The organism is Catenulispora pinisilvae, from assembly GCF_015356865.1.
GTDB classification, from domain to species: Bacteria; Actinomycetota; Actinomycetes; order Streptomycetales; family Catenulisporaceae; genus Catenulispora; species Catenulispora pinisilvae.
The window spans coordinates 26,020-46,603 of the sequence record NZ_JAAFZA010000065.1; the positions used below are offsets into that span (position 1 = coordinate 26,020).

A 20,584-nucleotide genomic window follows, 5' to 3' on the forward strand; every position below is an offset into this window, starting at 1 on the left:
GTCAGTCCTTGAGGTCGACGTTCACGGTCATGCCGGGCATGACCTTGCCCGGCGGATCCGTCAGGTCGATCTCCACGTCGTAGTAGACGGCGCCGGGCACCCGCGCCGGATCAAGGATGATCTTGCCCACCGTGCCCGGCACGACGGTGTTCACCGCGGTGACCGTGACGCTCACCGCCTGTCCGGTGTGGACGTCGCCGATGTTGGCCTCGGGAAGTTGTGCCGTCACCGTCATCGGACCGGAGTAGACGGTGATCAGCGGTGCGTAGGTGCCGGTCTGGGAACCGGCGTTGCCGCCCGGTGTGGCCTGCGGCGCGAAGAGCTGGAAGCCGCCCTGCTGATCGGCTGCGCTACCGGGCTGCCCGGCCGGGCCGGGGTAGAGCCGGATCCCGTCGGGGTGGACCTGGTCTCCCACGGCGGCGGCGGTGTCGGCGACCGTGCCGTCGGCCGGGGCGATGATCGTCGCCGCCGCGAGCACCCGCTGGTCCTGGGCCACCTTCGCCTGGGCCGCGGCGAGCTCCGACTTCGCCTGGGCGATCGTCGCCGCCGGTACCGGCGGCGCCCCGGCAGCGGCCTGTCCTTGCACGACCTGCAACAGCGCCTGGCTCTGCGCGAGCTGGTCGGCGTCCCGGCCCACCTGGCTGGACGCGCTGGACTGCGTCGCGGTCAGTTGCGCCTGAGCGTCGGTGAGCGCGGTGCCGTCTTTGGTGATCTGCGCTTGCAGGCTCTGACAGAAGGCTGCGTCGCTCGGGGCGGCCGAGGATGATGGCGACGCAGAGGGCTGATGTGTCACCGCGAGTGTATGGCTTGTCGTGGGTGTGTGACTTGGCGCAGCCGTGTCGGTCGTCGCGGCCTGGGCGGATGTCGTCGGCGAAATGGTTTCGGCAGATGTCGTCGGCGGATCAGCCGCTGTGGTCGGCCCGGAATCGCCGGTCGGACCGGGTGGCGGCGCCGGTAGTGAAGCAGTGGGCTGATCGAATGCGGCAGCGGCAGTCGGCAGCGGTACGGCAGCGGCAGTCGGCAGCGGTACGGCCGCCGCCGGAAGCGGTGCCGAACAGGCGCTGGTGTAGCGGGCCGTATCGGCGTCGAGCACCTTCTGGCGTCCGGTGACGACGGCGGCTTGGACGTCGATGCTGTTCTTCGACGACTGCTGGGCCACGGACAGTGCGCTCTGAGCGCTGTCCACAGCACCGGTGGCCTTCGTCACCAGGACCTGAGCCTGATTCTGTTGGGCCACACCGGTTTGCGGGTTCTCCTGCGCGCTCACCGTCGCGCTGTCGGCGTCGACTTCGGCTTGCGCGGCTTTGAGGTTGGCGGCGGCCACGGTGCTGTCTTCGGTGGCGAGCACCTGACCGGCCTTCACCACCTGGCCGGGGCGGACGTCAAGGCTCTGAAGCGTGCCGTCCGCGGTGAAGTTGAGGTAGTAGGCGTGCCCGGGTGTCGTGTGCCCGACGAAGGTCGGCGCCTGCGAGGCCAGCGCCCGATACGTCAGGCCGGCCGCGGCGACACCGCCGCCGGCCAGGACCAGCGCGATGATCAGCTGCCGGGGCCGCAGCGGTGCCTTCGCCGGCCGCATCTCGCCGACCCCGGCCTCCCCCGAGGCCAGGGCGGCGTTCATGCCGCGCACCCTGGTTCCCGTCACCATCGCGGTCCGCCCTCGGCCGGGGTGTCCAGGACCGGTTCGAAGGCGAGGTCGTCCGAGGTGGCCATGCCCTCCCGCCACACCGAGCGCGCGATGATCTTCGACGGGTCGATCCGGTGCCGGTAGCGGGTGGCGATGTGGGTGCACTCCGCCATCAGGCCCTCGGAAAGGGTGGTCGGCTCCAGACCGAGGGCGATGAACTGGTCGTTGCGGACGTTGAGGTCGTTCTCCTGGTCCTCCTGCCGCGGATTGGGCAGGTACGCGACGTCGACCCCGGTCAGCGAGGCGACCAGCTTCGCCAGGTCGTCGACCCGGTAGGTCTCGGTCACCTGGTTGAACACCTGCGGCTTGGCGCCCGACGGCGGGTTCTGCAAGGCGATCTCGATACATCGGACGGTGTCCCGGATGTGGATGAAGGCCCGGGTCTGCCCGCCGGTTCCGTGCACGGTCAGCGGGTGTCCGATGGCGGCCTGCATCAGGAACCTGTTGAGCACGGTGCCGTAGTCGCCGTCGTAGTCGAACCGGTTGATCAGCCGCTCGTCGCGCTCGGTCTGCGCGGTCTGGGTGCCCCAGACGATGCCCTGGTGCAGGTCGGTGATCCGCAGCAGGTCGTTCTTGGCGTAGAAGGCGAACATCAGCTGGTCGAGGGTCTTGGTGAGGTGGTAGACCGAGCCCGGGTTGGCCGGGTGCAGGATCTCCCGCAGCACGTCGCCGTCCGGCGTGGGCACCTTGACGGTCAGGTAGCCCTCCGGGATCGGCGCCGAGCCCGACCATCCGTACCCGTAGACGCCCATCGTGCCCAGATGGACCACGGCGGCGTCGATCCCGGTGGTGACCAGCGCGGAGAGCAGGTTGTGCGTGGCCCGCACGTTGTTGTCGACCGTGTAGCGCTTCGCCTGGGGAGAGCGCATCGAGTACGGAGCCGCCCGCTGCTCGGCGAAGTGCACGACGGCGTCGGGCCGCAGTTCCCTGAGGACCGCCGCGAGCCGCTCGTGCTCGGTGGCCAGGTCGAGGCGGACGAATCCGATCTGACGGCCCGAGACCGACCGCCAGGCGCGGATCCGCTCGCCGAGCGGGCGGATCGGGGTGAGCGACTGGACTTCGAGCTCCAGGTCGATGGCCCGCCGGCTCAGGTTGTCCAGCACCGTGACGTCGTGGCCGCGGTCGGACAGGTACAGCGCGGTCGGCCAGCCGCAGAAGCCGTCGCCGCCGAGTACGAGGATGTTCATGATCGATCCCACTCCTCATGCATCATCGAATGATCGAAATGAGGTCCGGCCGTGGCGAACTGATCGCCGGGCCGGTGCTGAGCGGGCCAATTAGTTAACTTTACTAACTTGTATCGGCACCATAACTCTCGGTGTCCGAACCGTCAACCGGTCCGGCCGCCGGGCGGGCTGCTGACGGATGCCGGGCAGGCGGCGGACCCGGTCGACGCCTGCGAATCCGTATTCGAATCAGTATTCGCACACGCCAGGCCAGCCAGCCGTTTTCGCCGCCGGGCGCGAACCGGCCTCTTGACAGCGCCCTGACGGGCGCGTATCAACTTCCCTGGGTCTATTAGGAAACTTCTCTAACTAAAAATGGCGGGATACCCGACCACCGTCGGCGATCCGCCACCGCTCAGATGTCGCGTCGCTACTGGCGCCGCGACGCGTAGCGCCTTCCGGGCCGTACCGGCCGCTTCGGTGTGCATCGATTGTGAACGTCGGACAAGGGCGTTCGCACGGTCCGCGCTGTGGCCGTGATCGCGGTCCCCACCCGAAGCCCGCGGCCGGCGTGTGATCCGGCCGCGGGAGCCGGCCTCGGCCGTTTCCTTCCTTCGGCCGATCGACACCGCAAGGGGAGTGCTGTGACCGATGACTGGAAGCGTGCCCTGGCCGAGCGCGCCAACACAGAGCTCGAATTCGCACCGGCCGAACAGATCATCAGGTGGGCGCGCGACGTGTTCGGCGCGGGTCTGGTGGTCGCCTCGTCGATGGGCGACACGCATCTGGTGCACCTGGCCGCGGCCGCGGCGCCCGGGATCGACGTGGTGTTCCTGGATACCGGCTACCACTTCCCGGAGACCATCGGCACCCGGGACGCGATCGCCGAGATCTACCCGGTGAACCTGCTGTCGGTTCAGCCGCTGCAAACCGTGGCCGAGCAAGACGCCGAACACGGGCGAGGGCTGTACGAAAGGGACCCGGACCGGTGCTGCGCGCTGCGCAAAGTCGAGCCACTGGAACGCGCCCTGGCCCCCTACACCGCGTGGATCAACGGCATGCGCCGCGAGGAAGCGCCGACCCGGGCCGACATCCCGGTGGTCGGCTTCGATGCGGAGCGCGACATGGTGAAGATCTCTCCGCTGGCCGCCTGGACTGAGCAAGACGTCACTGATTACATCGCCGACCACGGCGTGTTGACCAACCCGCTGTTCGCCGAGGGCTACACCTCCATCGGCTGCGCCCCCTGCACCCGCAAGCCACTACCCGGCGAAGACGCACGGGCCGGCCGATGGGCCGGAACCACCAAGACCGAATGCGGGTTGCACCGATGAACACGGCCTCGGATCGCACTACCTCGACCGCCGGGACGCCCGGGGGACTGACGCATCTGGACGCCCTGGAGGCCGAGGCGGTGCACATCATCCGCGAGGTGGCGGCCGAGTTCGAGCGGCCGGTGCTGTTGTTCTCCGGCGGCAAGGACTCGATCGTCATGCTGCACCTGGCGTTGAAGGCGTTCGCGCCGGCGCCGGTGCCGTTCGGTCTGCTGCACGTGGACACCGGCCACAACTTCCCGGAGGTGCTGGAGTTCCGGGACCGGACGGTCGCGGCCCACGGACTGCGGCTGGACGTGGCCGGCGTTCAGGAATTCATCGACGACGGCCGGCTGGCCGAGCGGCCGGACGGGACCCGCAATCCGTTGCAGACACTGCCTTTGCTGGCGGCGATCACCGCGAACCGGTTCGACGCGGTGTTCGGCGGCGGTCGCCGGGACGAGGAGAAGGCCCGGGCCAAGGAGCGGGTGTTCTCCTTGCGGGACGAGTTCGGGCAGTGGGATCCGCGTCGGCAGCGCCCGGAGCTGTGGCATCTGTACAACGGCCGACACCGGCCCGGCGAACACGTCCGCGTCTTCCCGCTGTCGAACTGGACCGAGCTGGACGTGTGGCAGTACATCGGACACCAGCACATCGAACTGCCCTCGATCTACTTCGCACACTCCCGAGAGGTGTTCGTCCGCGGCGGAATGTGGCTGGCCCCCGGGGATTGGGGCGGACCCAGGGCCGGGGAGCCGCTCGAAGTCCGAACCGTGCGATACCGCACGGTCGGCGACATGTCCTGCACCGGCGCCGTGGAGTCGACGGCCGGGGACGTGGCGGAGGTGATCGAGGAGATCGCCGCGTCGCGGATCACCGAACGCGGCGCGTCCCGGGCCGACGACCGGATGTCCGAGGCCGCGATGGAAGACCGTAAACGAGAAGGGTATTTCTAGACATGGCCACGCTTGTGCGAACGGCGCCCGCACCACCGGCGACCCAGGTGTCGGCGCTCCTGCGCCTGGCCACCGCCGGCTCCGTCGACGACGGCAAGTCGACCCTGGTCGGCCGGCTGCTGTACGACACCAAATCCGTCCTCGCCGACCAGTACGAGGCCGTCCGGCAGACCAGCCGCGATCGCGGCCTGGCCGAGGCCGACCTGGCACTGCTCACCGACGGCCTGCGCTCGGAGCGGGAACAGGGCATCACCATCGACGTCGCCTATCGGTACTTCGCCACCCCGCGCCGGCGCTTCATCCTGGCCGACACGCCCGGGCACGTGCAGTACACCCGCAACATGGTCACCGGCGCGTCCACGGCGCAACTCGCCGTGGTCCTGGTCGACGCCCGCAAAGGACTGACGGAGCAGACCCGCCGCCACACCGCCATCGCGGCCCTGCTCCGCGTGCCCCGGGTACTGCTCGCCGTGAACAAGATGGATCTCATCGAGTTCGACAAAGACCGCTTCCAGGAGATCGAAGAGGACTTCTCCGAGTACGCCGCATCGCTCGGCGTTCTCCAGGCCGCGGCCCTGCCGGTATCGGCGCTGCGCGGCGACAACGTGGTGGCCGCCTCGCCGGATCTGGGCTGGTTCGAGGGACCGACACTGTTGGAATACCTGGAGACCGTCCCAGTCAGTTCGGTGAGCGAGCCGACTGCCGGCCGGTTCCCGGTGCAGTACGTCATCCGCCGGCAGAACCGCGGCCGAACCGAGGCCGTCGAGGACTACCGCGGCTACGCCGGGACACTGGCCTCGGGCTCGTTCGCGATCGGCGACGAAGTCGTGGTGCTGCCGTCCGGGCAGCGCAGTCGGATCTCCGGGATCGACCTGCTGGGACGCCCCGTGGACCAGGCACGCGCCGGGCAGGCCGCGACGCTGATGCTGGCCGACGATCTCGACGTCTCCCGGGGCGATCTCATAGCCCCGGCCGATCAGGCCCCGGTCCCGACCCAGGACGTCGCGGCCACGGTGTGCCACCTGTCCGAAGGTCCGCTGCGCGTCGGCGACCGGGTACTGCTGAAGCACACGACTCGGACGGTGAAGGCGGTCGTCAGGGGACTGACACACCGGCTGGACGTCACGGAGGGCATTCCTGCGGCCGGGTCCGTGGACGCGCGCGCCGATTCCGATGCCGTCGGCGCCACCGGCACCGGCACTGACGCCGACGCCGCGACTGGTCCCGAGGCCCTGCACGCCAACGACATCGGCCGCGTCGTGCTGCGAACCGCCTCGCCGGTGCTGATCGAACCGTATGCCGCTGACCGGGAGACCGGTTCCTTCCTTCTCATCAACCCCGACTCCGGGGACACACTGACCGCCGGGATGGCTGGCGATCCTTTGGGAGTCTTCTCGTAATACGCGATACGCGCCAGGCCGGCGGCGGCCCGGGGTGCAAAAACACGTGGTTCCACGGATTCGCGGCCCGCCGCCGGTTCGTAGCGTTGCTCCGTTGCCGCCGTGGAGCAGAGGTATTCGCCGTATCGCAGTCTCCTGGCAGCACCGCGACAGATCGTCATCCGTTCATTCGCTTTCTCGGGGGACACAGTGGCCAGATTCGTGCGGGCCGGCTTGGCCGTGCTCGCGGCAGCGGCGCTGATGCTGGTGCCCACCGCGGCACATGCCGATCAGCCGCGGGCCGGGTTGGGGCTGGACATCGTCGCGAATCAGGGTTCATATAAGCCGGGTGAGCAGGTCGCACTCACTTTCCGGGTCACGAACCACGGCTCGGCGGCGTGCCGGGTCGGCACCGTCGCCGACGGCGAGGTGCTGATCGCCTCGGTGACGCGGAACGGCGCTTCGCAGCCGTGGGGTGTCTCGCAGCAGGAGTACGGCGTCGACTACGCAGCGGTGCTGGCCGGTGGACTCGTCACGGTGCAGCCCGGCGCCCACGTGGACGTCGCCGTGCAGGCGGCTTCCGGGCCCGCGGCCGCGACCGATCCGTTGCGGACCATGAGCCTGCTGCCCGGCGGCGTCGGCTTGTCGTCGACGTGGAATGTGGACGCCGACGGACGCTACGTGGTGTCCGCGCGCTACAAGACTCCTGAGATACCCGGTAGTACACAGATCTGCGCCGATGCCACGAACGTGGCCACGGTCGCGTTCACCGTCGGCGCCGGGCACAAGGGCTTTCCGTGGTGGCTGCTCCTCGTGGCCCTGGCCCTGGCCGTGCTGGTGCTGCTGGTGGTGCTGTTCCTCGTGGCCCGGCGCCGGAGCCGCCGACGTCGCGGCCGCCGCGGTGCTCCGGCGGCCACGGCCGTCGCACTGCTGATGCTGTTCGCCACCGCCGGCATGCAGGCGGCCCGGCCGCTTCCGGCGCACGCCGACGACAGCGTCGACGCCGCGGTCGACGACTGCCTGACCCAGTTCACCGGCCCCGGCGTCGAGCCCGGCCTGGTGGACAAGGTCAACAAGGAGCGGGCCGCCGGGCGCCTGAAGATCGTCCGCACGGGTGAGTGGGGCGACAGCACCGGTTACCAGGGGATATTCAATTTCGGGTCCCCGCCGTACAACGTCGTCATCCACTGGGACCCTGTCGGCAACAAGGACTACTTGGACGATTCCGGCATCCCGAACCCGCCCTGCACCAGACTGCTCCACGAAATGCTGCACTCGGAGGCGTTCACGGACGGGTCGGCCGACACGGGCACAAAGTGTTACCTGGCGGGCTATCCGCACGCTACGCAACTGGACTCGTTCCTGAACATGGACGAAGTCCGGGTGATCGAGTGGGAGAACCAGTACCGGCTCTCCAACGGTATGGGGCCGCGGACCCGGCACGACTCCGATGACCCCAGCCTCACGGCGAAGCAGGACCCGGACCCGAACAAGGTCGGGCAGCCGATTCCGCCGGTCCCGGACAACGCCAAGGGTCTGTCCCCCGCCGAGCAGGTCCAGGCGGCGATGGACAGTTGCAGCCCGGATCCGATCGATCCGCTGCCCAGCCTCTGGGACAAGATCCTCGCCTGGACCACCGGGGACCCGCATATCGGCACGCTGGACGGCCTCCATTACGACCTCCAAGCCGTCGGCGAGTTCGAACTGGCCAAGAGCCGAGACGACTTCGAGGTGCAGGTGCGCCAGGCCCCGCTGGCTCCGGCCGACCGCACGATGTCGGTCAACACCGCGGCCGCGGTGCGGGCCGGCTCTGACGTCGTGGGCTTCTACGCTGTCGACGGCGACATCCAGGTCCACCAGGGCGGAAAGGTCGTGATGCCGCAGAAGGGATCCACCAAGCTGCCCGGCGGTGCCACGCTCACCCGCCGCAGCGGCGTCTACGGCTACGGCGGCGACGGCTACGACGTGATCTGGCCCGACGGCTCGATCGTCGCCGTCGACCCCGTCGGGTCCGAAGGGCTGATGGTCGACGTCACGCCCGCGGCCGCCCGCAAGGGCACCTTCAGCGGCCTGCTCGGGAACTTCGACGGCAAGGCGGCCGGCGATCTGGTCAGCCGGGACGGCAAGACGATCCCGGACCTGCCCGGGTATGACGACCTGTACCACGTCTTCGGCGACAGCTGGCGGCTGAGCCAGGGCGAATCAATGCTCGAGTACGGCCCGGGCCAGTCGACGGCGACGTTCACCGACCGCGCGTTCCCCGACAAGCCGGTCACGGTGGCCGACCTGCCGCAGCCGGTTCGAGACCGGGCGACGGCCATGTGCAAGGCCGCCGGCGTCACCGACCCGACAGCGCTCGACGACTGCGTCCTGGACGTCGCCCGCACTGGCGACCCGGCGTACGCCACCGCGTACGCGCAGGGCCAGACCAGGCTGGGCAAGGCCGCCGGAACCGGATCCCCGCCGGGCGGCCCCGGCCAGGGCAAGGAAGTCACCAAGCCCGGCGCCATCCTTCAGGACGGCGACGTCGTCACCGGCAGCATCGACCAGCCCGGCGGCACCGTGGACTACGGCTTGAACCTGGACGCGAACCAGCAGTTCGAACTGGTCGACGTCACCGGCGGGCTCAGCGCGACGGTCCCCGACACTCCCGCCGGCACCCCGATGCTGCCCGGCCCGTTCCAGTTCGCGGTGGCCGCCGGCGGTCAGGCCAAGCTGCACATCTCGATGCCGAGCGGCCCGGGCAAGTTCTCCTTCCGCTACGTGACCCTCAAGCCCCGCACCATCCCGCTCGACGTCGGCGCACCGACTCTGTCCGCCGACCTCGACGAGCCCGGACGGGTCGACATCTACCGGTTCACCCCGCCCGCCGACGTCACCTCGGTCGAGGTCGACAGCACGACATCCTGCGAGGGCGGCCTCAGCTACGGCTACGCCGCCGAGAGCTCGGAACCGAACGTGTTCTCACCCGGCCAGTTGTGCTTCGGATACCCGCACCCGGTCTCACCCGGAACCACGGAGCTGGTCCTGGTGTGGTCCGACGAGGCGAAGCAGGGGCCGTACTCGATCAGCCTGCGACGGTCGTGAAGTGACCCGTGGCGCCCGAGCCGGGCTTCGGTTCGGGCGCCACGGTACGGGCGTCTAGGCAGAAACGCCGACCGGACACGGACAGCCCTGTCCTCACCTCTGGCCCGGGTCGTTGAAGTGCGTTCGCAGCGCGGTGACCTGGAACACCATCCACGGTCGCAACGGCAGCGTGCCGAGCACGTCGGCGTGCAGGGCTGCTTCGTCGTCCGCGCGCCATACGCCGATGCTGCGCCGCTCGTTCGGCCGCCACTCACCGGCCAGCCACCAGAGCCGGAGCAGGTGCCCGGCTGCCGCGAGCTTCTTGACGTGCGCGGCTTCGGCACTCCGGCGGGCGTCCACCTCGGACTGCGCGGTGCCCTCGGGAACGGTGGTGGTGATCTCGACGATGAATTCCCGCATTGCAGCTTCCTTATGTCCAGTCCGAACTCCGCCGGTCGGCTGACCGCGTCGTAGTCGGCCGTGGCTTCAGCGTGCGCCTGGCACGGGCATCTGTGAAATTGATATATCGGATAGGGGTATCAGTGTGATTGATACTGTGAGGTCATGGCCGAGCCTCGCCCTGATCTGAACCTCGTGGTCGCCCTGCGGGCCTTGCTGGAGGAACGTCATGTGAGTCGCGCGGCGGCGCGTATCGGTGTCGGTCAGCCCGCTGCCAGCGCCATACTCGCCCGGCTGCGCCGCCATTTCCGCGACGAACTGCTCACCCGCGTCGGCAACCACTACGAGCTCACCCCGCTGGGGACGCTGCTGCGCGAGCAGGCTGCCGGCGTACTCGAACTCAACGACCGGCTGTTCGCCACCAGGAACTCGTTCGACCCGGCCACGACTGAGCGAGAGTTCCGCATCGTGACGTCGGACTACACGCTCGGCGTCCTCGGTCCGCGTCTCGCCGGGGTCTTCGCCGAACGCGCGCCGCGTGCTCGGCTCCGCTTCCAACGGCACGAACGCCGTGACGAGGACACCACGGGCGTGCTCAGCCACTCGGTCCTCAGCTCGATCGACGGGGCGATTCTGCCCCGCGGCGGCCTCAGCGCGAACCTGCCGCACATCGATCTGTATCAGGACTCGTGGGTCTGCGTCGCGGCCGAGGGCAATCGCCTGCTCGCAGACGTCCCGACGCTGGAGGACCTCGCGGCACTGCCTTGGGCCATGGCCTACCACACCGTCAACTTCACCACCTCGGCCATGTCCCGGCTGGCGGCGCGCGGCCTGGAGCCACGCGTGGACGTCGTCGTCGACAGTTTTCACGTCCTGCCGCAGTTCATCGCCGGGACTGATCGGGTAGGCCTGCTCCAGGGCAGACTCGCCCGCGCGATCGCGCCGTCGCTGGATCTACGGGTACTTCCGTTTCCGGTCGACACCGCGCCGCTCACGGAGACGTTCTGGTGGCACCCGGCGCACACCCCGGACCCGGGGAACGCTTGGTTCCGCGACGCTGTGCGCGCCTCGGCAGCTGCGATCGTTGACCTCGAACCAGAACCCTGATCCCCTCAACTCGGCTCCGCCTGCCGCGCGGACGTGAGCGGCTTCCACCCGGCGACCGGCACCGAGGCTCGCAGAACCCTGGTGTACTCCTGCTCCGGGTGGTCCAGCACGTTCGCGCAGTCGCCGCGTTCGACGATCTCGCCCTTGCGCATCACCAGCACGGTGTCGCACAGCTGCCGGACCACGGCCAGGTCGTGCGAGATGAGGACGTAGGCGATGCCGGTCGCGGCGCGGATGTCGGAGAGCAGGTTGAGGACCTGCGCCTGGATCGAGACGTCCAGCGCGGACACGGCCTCGTCCAGGATCAGCACCTTCGGGTCCGCGGCCAGGGCCCGGGCGATCGCCGCCCGCTGGCGCTGGCCGCCGGACAGTTCGCGCGGGCGGGCCGCGGTCTGCCGGGTGTCCAGTCCGACCTGGTCCATCAGGTCGGTCAGGCGGGCCGTGCGCGCCGGGCCGGTCAGGGCGCTGTGCGCGCGCAGCACCTCCTCGACCGCCGACCCGATGGTCTGCGAAGGGTCCAGGGAGGTGTACGGGTCCTGGAACACGACCTGCATCTGGCGGGCCCGCTCGCGCCGGTCGGCGGCCTTGCGGGCCGGCTGGGAGCGGTCCTGGCCGAGCACGGTCATGGTGCCGGAGGTCGCGGGCTCCAGGCCGACGAGCATCCGGGCCACGGTGGTCTTGCCGGAGCCGGATTCGCCGACGATGCCGAGCGAGCCCGCCGGCTCTAAGGCGAAGGAGACGTCGTTCACGGCGGTGAACTCCGCACGACGGCCTTTGGCGTCGGCGACCCGGAACACCTTCGTCAACGCGCGGACCGACAGCGCTTCGGCGCTCATGGCTGCGTCCCTTCCTCGGCGGGCGATTCGGCGGGCGGTTCAACAACCGATTTAGCGGCTGGTTCACTGGGCGGTGCTGCGGGTGATTCAGGGCGCGATTCGGCCAGCACGGCCAGGTCGGCGACCCGCCGGCAGCGCACCAGGCCGTCATTGAAGGGCTCCAGAGCCGGCCGGCCGTGCAGGCAGTCCGGCTCGGCGTGCGCGCAGCGGTCGGTGAACGCGCAGCCGTCCGGCGGGGCTTCGAAGGCTGACACCGGGCGGCCGGGGATCGCGACCAGCTTGTCCACCCGGGCCTGGATCGAGGGCCGGGAACCCAGCAGACCGACGGTGTACGGGTGGCACGCGCTGCGGTGCAGGTCCCGCGCCGAGCGGATCTCCACGATCGACCCGGCGTACATGACCGCGACCCGGTCGCAGATCGCCAGGGCCAGATCCAGGTCGTGGGTGATGAACAGCATGCCGATGCCGCGGTCCCGGCGCAGCCGGTCCAAGATGGCCACCACCTCGGCCTGGATGGTCACGTCCAGCGCGGTGGTCGGCTCGTCGGCCAGGATCAGCCGGGGCTCGGCGGCCAGCACCGAGGCGATCATCACCCGCTGGAGCATGCCGCCGGAGACCTCGTGCGGGTACTGCCGCACCCGGCGCTCGGGATCGTCGATCCCGACCGCGGCCAGCAGCTCGGTGGCCTGTCGGCGGGCCGCCGCCGGACCGACGCCGCGGTTGACCCGCAGCGCCTCGGTCAGGAACGAGCCGATGCGGTACGTGGGGTCGATGTGGGCCCGCGGATCCTGGAAGATCATGCCGACGTCGCGGTCCCGATACCGGCGCAGTGCCGGTGCGTCCATCGCGGCCACGTCGCGGCCGTCGAACCGGATCCGCCCGGACACCGCCGCGCCCTCCGGCAGCAGCCGGGTGACGGCGCGGACCGTCATCGACTTGCCCGACCCGGATTCGCCGACCAGGCCGACGGCCTCGCCGGCCGCGACCGACAGCGACAGCCCACTGAGCACCCGGCGCATGCGGCCCCCGACCCGCAGCGCCACGTCGAGATCATTCAGCTCCAGCACGTTTGCCCCTCCTGTTCCACAGCGGGTGGCGCTCCGGGCGCTCCCCGGCGATCCGGGCCCCGAGCACGGTCAGCGCCATGACGCAGACCACCACGAGCAGCCCGGGCACCAGCACCGGGAGCAGGTGGCCGCGCAGCATCGAGTCCTGGTCGCTCACCATGACGCCCCAGTCGGCGGTCGGCGCCTGCACGGCCAGCCCCAGATAGGACAGCCCGGCCAGGTCCAGCAGCGCGTAGCCGAAGGCGACCGCCGACTGCCCGAGGACCATCGGCGCGATGTTGCGCAGGATGTGGCGCGCGCCGATCCGCCACGGGCCGAAGCCCTGGACGGTGAGCGCGTCCACATACGGGCTCACGCGTTGCTGCCGGGCCGCGGCCCGCACCACCCTGGACAGGAACGGCACGTAGGCGATGGACAACGCGACCACCGCCGGAGTCAGGCCCGGTCCGAACATGGCCGCGGTGATCACCGCGAGCAGCAGGCCCGGCAGGGCGTAGACCAGGTCCAGGATTCGGGCCGCGCCGGCGTCGACGAGCCCGCCGTACCAAGCACCGATCAGGGCCAGCGGCACGCCGACCGCCGTGGAGCAGGCGATCACCAGAGCCGGGCCCAGCAGCGAGGTCCGGGAGCCGTAGATCAGCCGGGACAGTACGTCGCGGCCGATGGCGTCGGTGCCGAGCAGGTGCGCCATGGACGGGCCCTGATACGCGTCCAGCAGGCTGGCCTGGTTCGGATCGTAGGGGGCGAACAAGCCGGCGCCGACGGCCAGGATCAGCATCGCCGCCAGGACGGCGGCGGCGATCGTGCCGGACGGTCCGAGGAACGAATACAGGGCGCGGGCCCGGCGGCCGAGCGCGCCGGCGCGGGTCCCGGCGCGGCCGCGGGCCGGACCGGTGGGAACCGTCTCGGGCCCGGCGGGCAGCGTGGCGGTCATGCGGTCCTCCCGGCGGTGCGCAGCCGCGGGTCCACCGCGGCCTGGAGAAGGTCGGTGACCGTGTTGGCCACCACGAACGCCGCGACCAGCAGCAGGGCCACGGCCTGGACCACCGGGAAGTCCTTCTGGGACACCGACTGCACGGTCAGCCGGCCGATGCCCGGGATCCCGAACGCGGTCTCGACGATGAGGGTCGCGGCGAACAGACCGGCGATCTGCAGGCCGATCACCGTGATGATCGGCGGCAGCGCGCCGCGCAGCGCGTGCCGCCGGATGACCACCCGGCGCGGCAGCCCGCGCCCGACGGCGGTCTGCACGTGCTCCTTGGCCAACTGCTCGCGCAGCGCGTTGCGCGTCACCCGGGCCAGGTAGCCGCAGGAGATGAGGGCGAGCGAGAACGCCGGCATGACCAGGCCTCTGAGATGTCCCCAGAAGCCGTCCGGCAGCCCGGTGGCCGGGAACCAGCCCAGCTTGATCGAGAAGATCGAGACCAGGATCGAGGCGGCCACGAACGGCGGGATCGCCACCGAGACCGAGGTGAACAGGTTCACCGCGGCGTCGACGAACCCCGGCTTGAGCGCCGCGGCGATCCCCAGGGCCAGGCCCAGCACCGCGATCAGCACCGCCGCGACGGCCACCAGGGACAACGTGGTGCCCAGCCCCGAGCCCACCCGCGAGGAGACGGACTGGTCGGTGACCATCGACCGGCCGAAGTCGCCGTGCAGCACGCCGGTCAGCCAGTCCCAGTAGCGGACCGGCAACGGCCGGTCCAGGTGCAGCTGGTGCCGGACGGCGGCCCGCGCGGCCGGCGAGGGGGTCCGGTTGCCGAAGATCACGTTCTCCGGGCTGCCCGGCGCCAGGTACAGGCTGGAGAAGATCAGCATGCTGGACAGCAGCAGCGTCGTCACCAGCCCGCCCAGGCGCAGCAGTACGTACCGTGGGGTCATGGTGCGCCGACCGCCGCCGCCCACGCCGAATCCATATAGGAGAACGTCAGCGGAGCCCCGGTCACGCCCTTGTTCTGGAACATGACGGTGCGCGGCGCGACGATCGGGATCCACGGCAGGTCCTGGGCGACCTGGTTCTGCGCGGTGACCACGTCCTGGGCGCGCGCCACCGGATCGGCCTCGCCCTGCGCCTTGACCAGCGCGGCCTCGACGCCGGGATTGGTGTAGCCGCTGAAGTCCTGCAGGCCGTCCTTGCTCGCGTAGCTGGCGAACATCGCCTGCGGCTCGGGGTACTCCAGATAGTTCAGGGTCAGGAAGCCGTCATAGGCGGCGCGCGCCTTGGGATCGGTGAACAGGTCGCCGTACTGTTGCGGCGGCAGGCCGACGATCTGCAGGTTCAGCCCGATGGCCTTGCCGGTCTGCTGGAGCACCTGCGCCATCTGCGCGAAGGGGCCGCCGTCGGCGGTGTAGGCGATCTTGACGGTCTTGCCCCGCGCCCCGGCCTGCTTCACCAGATCGGCGGCCCGGGTCAGGTCCGGGGTGGTCTTCAACTTGTCGTAAGCACTCTGATAGACGCTCTTGACGGCGTCCGGCGCGGTGCTCCAAAAACCCGGCCCGACCACCGAGTACAGCGGGTCCGCGGCGCCGGAGTAGATGGTCTTGGCGATCCCGGCCCGGTCTATCGCCAGGGACAGGGCCTGGCGGGTGCGGGGATCGGACAGGCCGCCGTCGAGCTTGGAGATGAGCAGGTCGACGTTCATCGTCGTGGAGCCCTCGCCGCCGATCCACAGTTTGCCGCCGGAGGAGCGCTGCAAAGTGGGGATCGCCGACGGCGGCAGGTCGAAGCCGCCGGACAGGTCGCCGGTGTCCAGGGCGGTGGTGAAGGCCTTGGGGTCGGAGTACCACTTGAAGGTGATCTCGGCGGTCTTCGCCGCGTGCGAGGGGTCCCAGTAGTTCGGGTCCTTCTTCAACACCAGGGCGTTGGTGCCGTCGAAGGAGCCGACGTTGTACGGCCCGGAGCAGACGATCGGGCTGCCGGGCGAGCCGAAGTTCTGGCCCTGGGCCAAGGTGGCGGCCTTCTCCACGATCGCTCCGCCGAGGGTGCCCATGTCGTGGACGAAGACGTAGTCGGGCCGGCTGAAGGTGAGGGTGACCTCGCCGGGCGCCGTCGAGGAGATGTCGGTGACGTACTTGTAGGCGTCGGCGTAGTTCGAGGCCTGATTCGGGTCCAGGTTCCGCTTGAGGCTGAACACCACGTCGTCGACGGTGACCGGCTTGCCGTCGCTGAAGTGCGCGCGGGGGTCGAGCTCGAAGACCAGGTGGGTGCCGTCGGGCTGCTTGTAGGAGGCGGCCAGGCCGGGGTTCAGTGAGTAGTCCGCACCGGTGCGCAGCAGCGGCTCGCAGACGTTGCCGAGGATCGTCTCCTCGGGGAAGTCGGCGGTCTTCAGCGGGTCCAGCGAGTACGGCGGGCGGTAGTCGCCGGACCAGGTGATCGAGTCCAGCGGGCCTTTGGCGGGGGCGGTGGTGTACTGGCCGGTCTGGATGTTGGCGCTGGGGTGGGAGATGTTCGCGGAGCCGGACCCGGAGGTCGAGCTCGAACAGCCGGCCAGCAAGAGGGTCGCGGCCAGGGCCGGGACGCCTGCGCGGGTGATGCGGTTCATCGGTGATGCAGTCCTTTCTCGTCGAGGGAACCAGTGGACATGCGGGTGCTCAGGGAGCTCACGTGCTTAGGGTGCTGAGAGTGCTCAGGGTGCTGAGAGCGCGCGGCTTCTAGCCGGTGCTCAGTCGGCCGCATAGACCAGCGCGCCCTCGACATAGGTGCGCACAGCCTTGGCCTGGCCGATCTCGTGGACCGGACCGTCGAACGGGTCGCGGTCCAGCACCACCAGGTCGGCGTACTTGCCGACCTCGATCGAGCCGGAGACGGCGTCGAGGTGGTTCACGTAGGCGGTGCCGGCCGTGTAGGCGGCGATCGCCTGGCCGAGCTCCATCCGCTCGGACGGGTAGAAGACCTTCGCCGCGGCGAACTGCTCGGCGGACAGGCCCGGCTCGACCCGGTTCACGGCGACGTGGATGCCGAGCATCGGGTCCGGGGAGGACACCGACCAGTCCGAGCCGGCGGCGATGGTCGCCCCCGAGCGGCTCAGCGAGCCGAAGGGGTACTGCCGCGCTGAGCGTTCCGCGCCGAGGAACGGGATGGTGAGCTCGTCCATCTGCGGCTCGTGCGCGGCCCACAGGGGCTGGATGTTGGCGGTGGCGCCGAGCTGTCGGAAGCGCCTGACGTCGTCGGGGTGGACGACCTGCAGGTGGGCCAGGTGGTGCCGGCCGCCGGGGCCGTTGGCGCGGCGGGCCTGCTCGACGGCGTCCAGCCCGGCCCGGACCGCCCGGTCGCCCAGCGCGTGGAAGTGGACCTGGAAACCGGCCGCGTCGAGTTCGGTGACGTAGCCGCCGAGCTTGTCGGGGTCGATGAACGTCAGGCCCCGGTTGTCGCCGGCGCAGCCGCAGCCGTCCAGATACGGGTCCAGCAGCGCGGCGGTGTGGTTCTCCGCCACGCCGTCCAGCATCATCTTGACGGTCCCGGCCCGGAACCGGCCGCCGGCGGCCTCGGCTTCGGCCCGGCGCCGCCGGAACAGCTCCAGCTGCTCCAGGCCGCCCTCCCGATCCCACCACAGCGCCCCGGAAACCCGGCCGGTCAGGGCACCGGAGCCGGCGGCGTCGAGGTAGGCGCCGAAGTTGTCGCCCTCGCCGAACATCGCGCCGACCCAGGCGTCCTGCCAGGCGGTGATGCCGAACGAGTGCAGATACGCCTGGCCGGCGAGCAGTCCTTCGGCCAACTCGGCCGGGGTCGCCGGCGGGATCACGGCGTGGACCAGCCCGGCAGCGCCCTCCTGGAGCATGCCGGTCGGTTCGCCCCGCGCGTCGCGCTCGATGCGGCCGTCGAACGGGTCGGGGGTGTCCCGGGAGATGCCGGCCTCCAGCAGGGCCCGGCTGTTGACCCACATCCCGTGCCCGTCGCGGTTCGGCAGCGCCACCGGGCGGTCCGGGACCACCGCGTCGAGCAGGTCCTTTGTCGGCGCGCCGCCCGGGAAGGCCTCCATGCTCCAGCCACCGCCGGTGATCCAGCGCGGTTCGGCGTGGGTGCGGGCGTACTCGGCGACCGCCGCGACGTAATCCGCGGCGGTCTCCATCAGGTGCAGATCGCACTTGCGCATCGTGGTGCCGCCGAACACCGGGTGGACGTGCGCGTCCTGGAAGCCGGGCAGCAGCAGCCGGCCTCGCAGATCGACGACCTCGGTGCCGGTGCCTATCAGGTCTTTGACGTCGCGGTCGGGGCCGACCGCGACTATCCGGCCGCCCTTGACGGCCACGGCCGTGGCCCAGGTGCGGGCCGGATCGACGGTGTAGCACGGGCCGCCGGTGAAGACGAGATCCGCTGACGAACTGGAGGAGGGCACAAGAACTCCCGGCGAAGAACGGATGGCGCGGCGGTCCCGGTGATCTGGGACGCTGCGGGTGTGTGGAGCAGAAAACCCCATGACAGCGCTCCTGTCAATGGCATTGACATCGACACTGCCGATACGATGTCATCGCTTCACACCCAGAACTTCACGCCCAGAACTTCACGCCCAGAACTTCACACCCGGAATCGGGCGCCACCACGGGAGGATCGTTGAAGGCCAGTGCCGCCACGTCGCAGCCAGCTTCCGGAGCCGCCGGCGGCCGCCGCCGCCGCGCCACGCTCTCCCGGGAGGCGATCATCGAAGCGGCCCTGAGCGTCGGGAGCTCCGAGGGCGGCTCGGCCCTGACGTTCAGCCGGCTCGGCAAGGAGCTCGGCGCCGATCCCACGGCCGTCTACCGGCACTTCCGCGACAAGGACGAGCTGGTCCTGGCCCTGACCAACCGCATGGTCGAGGAGTCCGTCAAGCGGGTCCAGGGCGTGGACCCGGCGCGGGTCGGATGGCGCGAGTGGCTGCGCCGGGTCGCCTCCTCCGTCCGCGCGGTCTACTTGGAACGGCCGGCCGTCGCCGTGCTGGCCGCCACCCGCACCACCGCGACGCCCGCGGAGACCGCGAGCGTGGAGCGCCTCATCGCGGTGCTGCACCATGCGGGACTCGGGGTGGTCGAGGCGGCGGAGATCTACCGCGGCCTGCTGGACCTGACGCTGGGGATGACTCAGGCCACGGCCGCTTTCGCCCTGCTGCCGGCCGAGGTGCAGGAGCAGGATGTGAAGGCCTGGACCGTCACCTACGCGATGCTGCCCGAATCAGAGTTCCCCCACGTGCGCCAGAGCGTGCCGCGGCTGGCCGAGCTCAACCGCGACGACGACGCGGTGTTCGAGCTCGTCCTCGACACGTTCCTGGACGGGGTCCAGGCGCGTATCGACCGGCTCGGGGCAGCCGGGCGTTAGAGCGCGGGGACTGCCGACGGTCTATGCCCACATCGGCGCCCGTGAAGCGGCATAGTGGCGGAGAACCACGTTGTCTCATCGAACAGCCGCCGTCGAGCGCCGTCAGGCTGGCCGCGACCAAGCGGCACGCGCACGCCGCCGGCCGATTGAGGGCACGATACTGTCGGCCCCTTTCCGCTGGGGCGAAGGGAACTAGGGGTGCGCTGGTGGATCTGGAGCTTCGTCACCTGAGAGTGCTGTGCGCCATTTCCGATGCCGGGAGCGTCGCCCGCGCCGGGGCGGTCCTCGGCTACTCCCAGCAAGCGCTCAGCGCCCAGCTCAACCGCATCGAGCAGTTCTTCGGGCGGGCCATCTTCGAGCGTAGCCCCGCGGGGGTGAGACCCACCGGCTACGGACTGGAGATCCTGGCCCGCGCCCGCGACGTCGTGGCCCGGGCGGACGCGATCAGAAGGATGCCCGAGGAGGCCGCGGCCGCGACCCGGATCCTGAGGCTGGCCGCGACCAACTCCCCGGTGCTGGCCGGACTGGTGGCCAGAGTCAGCGAACAGATGCCGGCCGTGGCGCTGACCGTCACCAGCGTCTACTCCTCCTCGGAGATCGTCGACCAGCTGGAACGAGGCGACTTGGACGCCGCGATCGCCGCGGACTACCCGGGCCTGGAACTGCGCCACTCCAAGGCGATCGCCCACCGCGGCATCGCGACGGAGCCCACATTCGTGGCGCTACCGGCCCACCACCGGCACCGCCAGAGCCTCCAGGTCGAGCTGGCCGACCTGGCGGACGAGGCATGGTTCCTCACCCCCGACGACGGAGCCGGATGGCCGGGAGTCTTCTACACGGCCTGCGAAGCCGCCGGCTTCAGACCCATCAAGGTCCACGAATTCCTGGGGGACCAGAGGCAGTTGCAGGGGATGATCACGGCCGGCCTCGGCATCTCGCCGGTCCAGGCGACGTTTCCGGCAGCGGGACTCGTCGTCAAAGCACTGACCGGCAGCCCACTGTGGTGCCGATACGTCCTGGCCTGGCGCCGGGACAGCGTGTCCGACGTACTGGCCGAAGCGCTGTTCACGGCGACCCACGCGACCTATCGGGATCTCATCGCCCAGTCTCCGCATTTTCAGGCTTGGTCGCTGCGGACGTATAAGACGTCGCGGGGGTAGTGCGGCGGAGCGCTGGTCTAGGCGTCGGGTGGGTGGCGGTGGCGGTGGTGGTAGCGCTGGTGGAGCACGGAGCTTTTTCTTGGGGAGAGTTTGTGGGGCGGGTGCGGTTGGATTGTTGGCTACAAGGCGTTTTACGGCCTTCGGTTATAGGTGTGCCGGTTC

General features: G+C 70.1%; 16 protein-coding genes. 7 read left to right on the forward strand and 9 right to left on the reverse strand.

Features of this window, described 5'->3' with window-relative positions; translation table 11 throughout:
• Position 1 precedes the first annotated feature (1 nt).
• Entirely contained in the window at positions 2-1,618 is a 1,617-nt protein-coding gene (locus IZR01_RS19535) for an efflux RND transporter periplasmic adaptor subunit (RefSeq protein WP_194924659.1), read from the reverse strand.
• A gap of 20 nt (positions 1,619-1,638) precedes the next feature.
• Complete coding sequence (locus IZR01_RS19540; RefSeq protein WP_194924660.1) at positions 1,639-2,871, reverse strand: NAD-dependent epimerase/dehydratase family protein; 1,233 nt, start codon at positions 2,869-2,871, stop codon at positions 1,639-1,641.
• A 623-nt stretch (positions 2,872-3,494) separates the two neighbouring features.
• Between IZR01_RS19540 and IZR01_RS19545 the strand changes: the two genes are divergently transcribed.
• The 4 genes from IZR01_RS19545 (at position 3,495) to IZR01_RS53345 (ending at position 9,585) form a co-directional block, all read left to right on the forward strand.
• Entirely contained in the window at positions 3,495-4,184 is a 690-nt protein-coding gene (locus tag IZR01_RS19545) for a phosphoadenylyl-sulfate reductase (protein ID WP_194924661.1), read from the forward strand.
• The gene (cysD, locus tag IZR01_RS19550; RefSeq protein ID WP_194893982.1) at positions 4,181-5,119 is read left to right on the forward strand and encodes a sulfate adenylyltransferase subunit CysD; all 939 of its coding nucleotides are present in this window, start codon (positions 4,181-4,183) and stop codon (positions 5,117-5,119) included. The genes IZR01_RS19545 and cysD overlap by 4 nt, the downstream gene beginning before the upstream one ends.
• Positions 5,120-5,121: 2 nt before the next feature.
• On the forward strand, positions 5,122-6,519 hold the full coding sequence (locus IZR01_RS19555) for a sulfate adenylyltransferase subunit 1 (protein ID WP_194924662.1): 1,398 nt from the start codon (positions 5,122-5,124) through the stop codon (positions 6,517-6,519).
• Positions 6,520-6,708: 189 nt separating this feature from the next.
• The gene (locus IZR01_RS53345; protein ID WP_194893980.1) at positions 6,709-9,585 is read left to right on the forward strand and encodes a VWD domain-containing protein; all 2,877 of its coding nucleotides are present in this window, start codon (positions 6,709-6,711) and stop codon (positions 9,583-9,585) included.
• A gap of 93 nt (positions 9,586-9,678) precedes the next feature.
• Here the strand turns inward: IZR01_RS53345 and IZR01_RS19565 are convergent, their stop codons facing one another.
• A complete protein-coding gene (locus IZR01_RS19565) occupies positions 9,679-9,984 on the reverse strand; it encodes a muconolactone Delta-isomerase family protein (RefSeq protein WP_194924663.1) in 306 nt (101 codons plus the stop codon).
• A gap of 144 nt (positions 9,985-10,128) precedes the next feature.
• Here IZR01_RS19565 and IZR01_RS19570 point away from each other — a divergent pair, with 144 nt between their 5' ends.
• Positions 10,129-11,070 carry a LysR family transcriptional regulator gene (locus IZR01_RS19570; RefSeq protein ID WP_194924664.1) on the forward strand — a complete coding sequence of 314 codons (942 nt, stop codon included), beginning with the start codon at positions 10,129-10,131 and terminating at the stop codon, positions 11,068-11,070.
• A gap of 5 nt (positions 11,071-11,075) precedes the next feature.
• Here the strand turns inward: IZR01_RS19570 and IZR01_RS19575 are convergent, their stop codons facing one another.
• The 6 genes from IZR01_RS19575 to IZR01_RS19600 all read right to left on the reverse strand — a co-directional run bounded on the left by IZR01_RS19575 (position 11,076) and on the right by IZR01_RS19600 (position 18,390).
• On the reverse strand, positions 11,076-11,906 hold the full coding sequence (locus tag IZR01_RS19575) for an ABC transporter ATP-binding protein (RefSeq protein WP_194924665.1): 831 nt from the start codon (positions 11,904-11,906) through the stop codon (positions 11,076-11,078).
• A complete protein-coding gene (locus IZR01_RS19580) occupies positions 11,903-12,973 on the reverse strand; it encodes an ABC transporter ATP-binding protein (RefSeq protein WP_323747048.1) in 1,071 nt (356 codons plus the stop codon). Before IZR01_RS19580 ends, IZR01_RS19575 begins: the two co-directional genes overlap by 4 nt.
• Positions 12,957-13,907 carry an ABC transporter permease gene (locus IZR01_RS19585; protein WP_194924666.1) on the reverse strand — a complete coding sequence of 317 codons (951 nt, stop codon included), beginning with the start codon at positions 13,905-13,907 and terminating at the stop codon, positions 12,957-12,959. Before IZR01_RS19585 ends, IZR01_RS19580 begins: the two co-directional genes overlap by 17 nt.
• Positions 13,904-14,854 carry an ABC transporter permease gene (locus tag IZR01_RS19590; RefSeq protein WP_194924667.1) on the reverse strand — a complete coding sequence of 317 codons (951 nt, stop codon included), beginning with the start codon at positions 14,852-14,854 and terminating at the stop codon, positions 13,904-13,906. The genes IZR01_RS19585 and IZR01_RS19590 overlap by 4 nt, the downstream gene beginning before the upstream one ends.
• Positions 14,851-16,515 carry an ABC transporter substrate-binding protein gene (locus tag IZR01_RS19595; protein WP_194924668.1) on the reverse strand — a complete coding sequence of 555 codons (1,665 nt, stop codon included), beginning with the start codon at positions 16,513-16,515 and terminating at the stop codon, positions 14,851-14,853. Before IZR01_RS19595 ends, IZR01_RS19590 begins: the two co-directional genes overlap by 4 nt.
• 120 nt (positions 16,516-16,635) lie before the next feature.
• Positions 16,636-18,390, reverse strand: coding sequence for an amidohydrolase (locus IZR01_RS19600; RefSeq protein WP_194924669.1), 1,755 nt, complete (start codon positions 18,388-18,390; stop codon positions 16,636-16,638).
• Positions 18,391-18,524: 134 nt separating this feature from the next.
• Between IZR01_RS19600 and IZR01_RS19605 the strand changes: the two genes are divergently transcribed.
• Together IZR01_RS19605 and IZR01_RS19610 are read left to right on the forward strand one after the other, a co-directional pair.
• Positions 18,525-19,262: a TetR/AcrR family transcriptional regulator gene (locus IZR01_RS19605; RefSeq protein ID WP_194924670.1), complete on the forward strand. Its 738-nt coding sequence runs from the start codon at positions 18,525-18,527 to the stop codon at positions 19,260-19,262.
• Between the two features lie 206 nt (positions 19,263-19,468).
• Positions 19,469-20,422 (forward strand): LysR family transcriptional regulator, encoded by a 954-nt coding sequence (locus IZR01_RS19610; protein WP_194899512.1) that lies wholly within the window; start codon positions 19,469-19,471, stop codon positions 20,420-20,422.
• Positions 20,423-20,584: the final 162 nt, after the last annotated feature.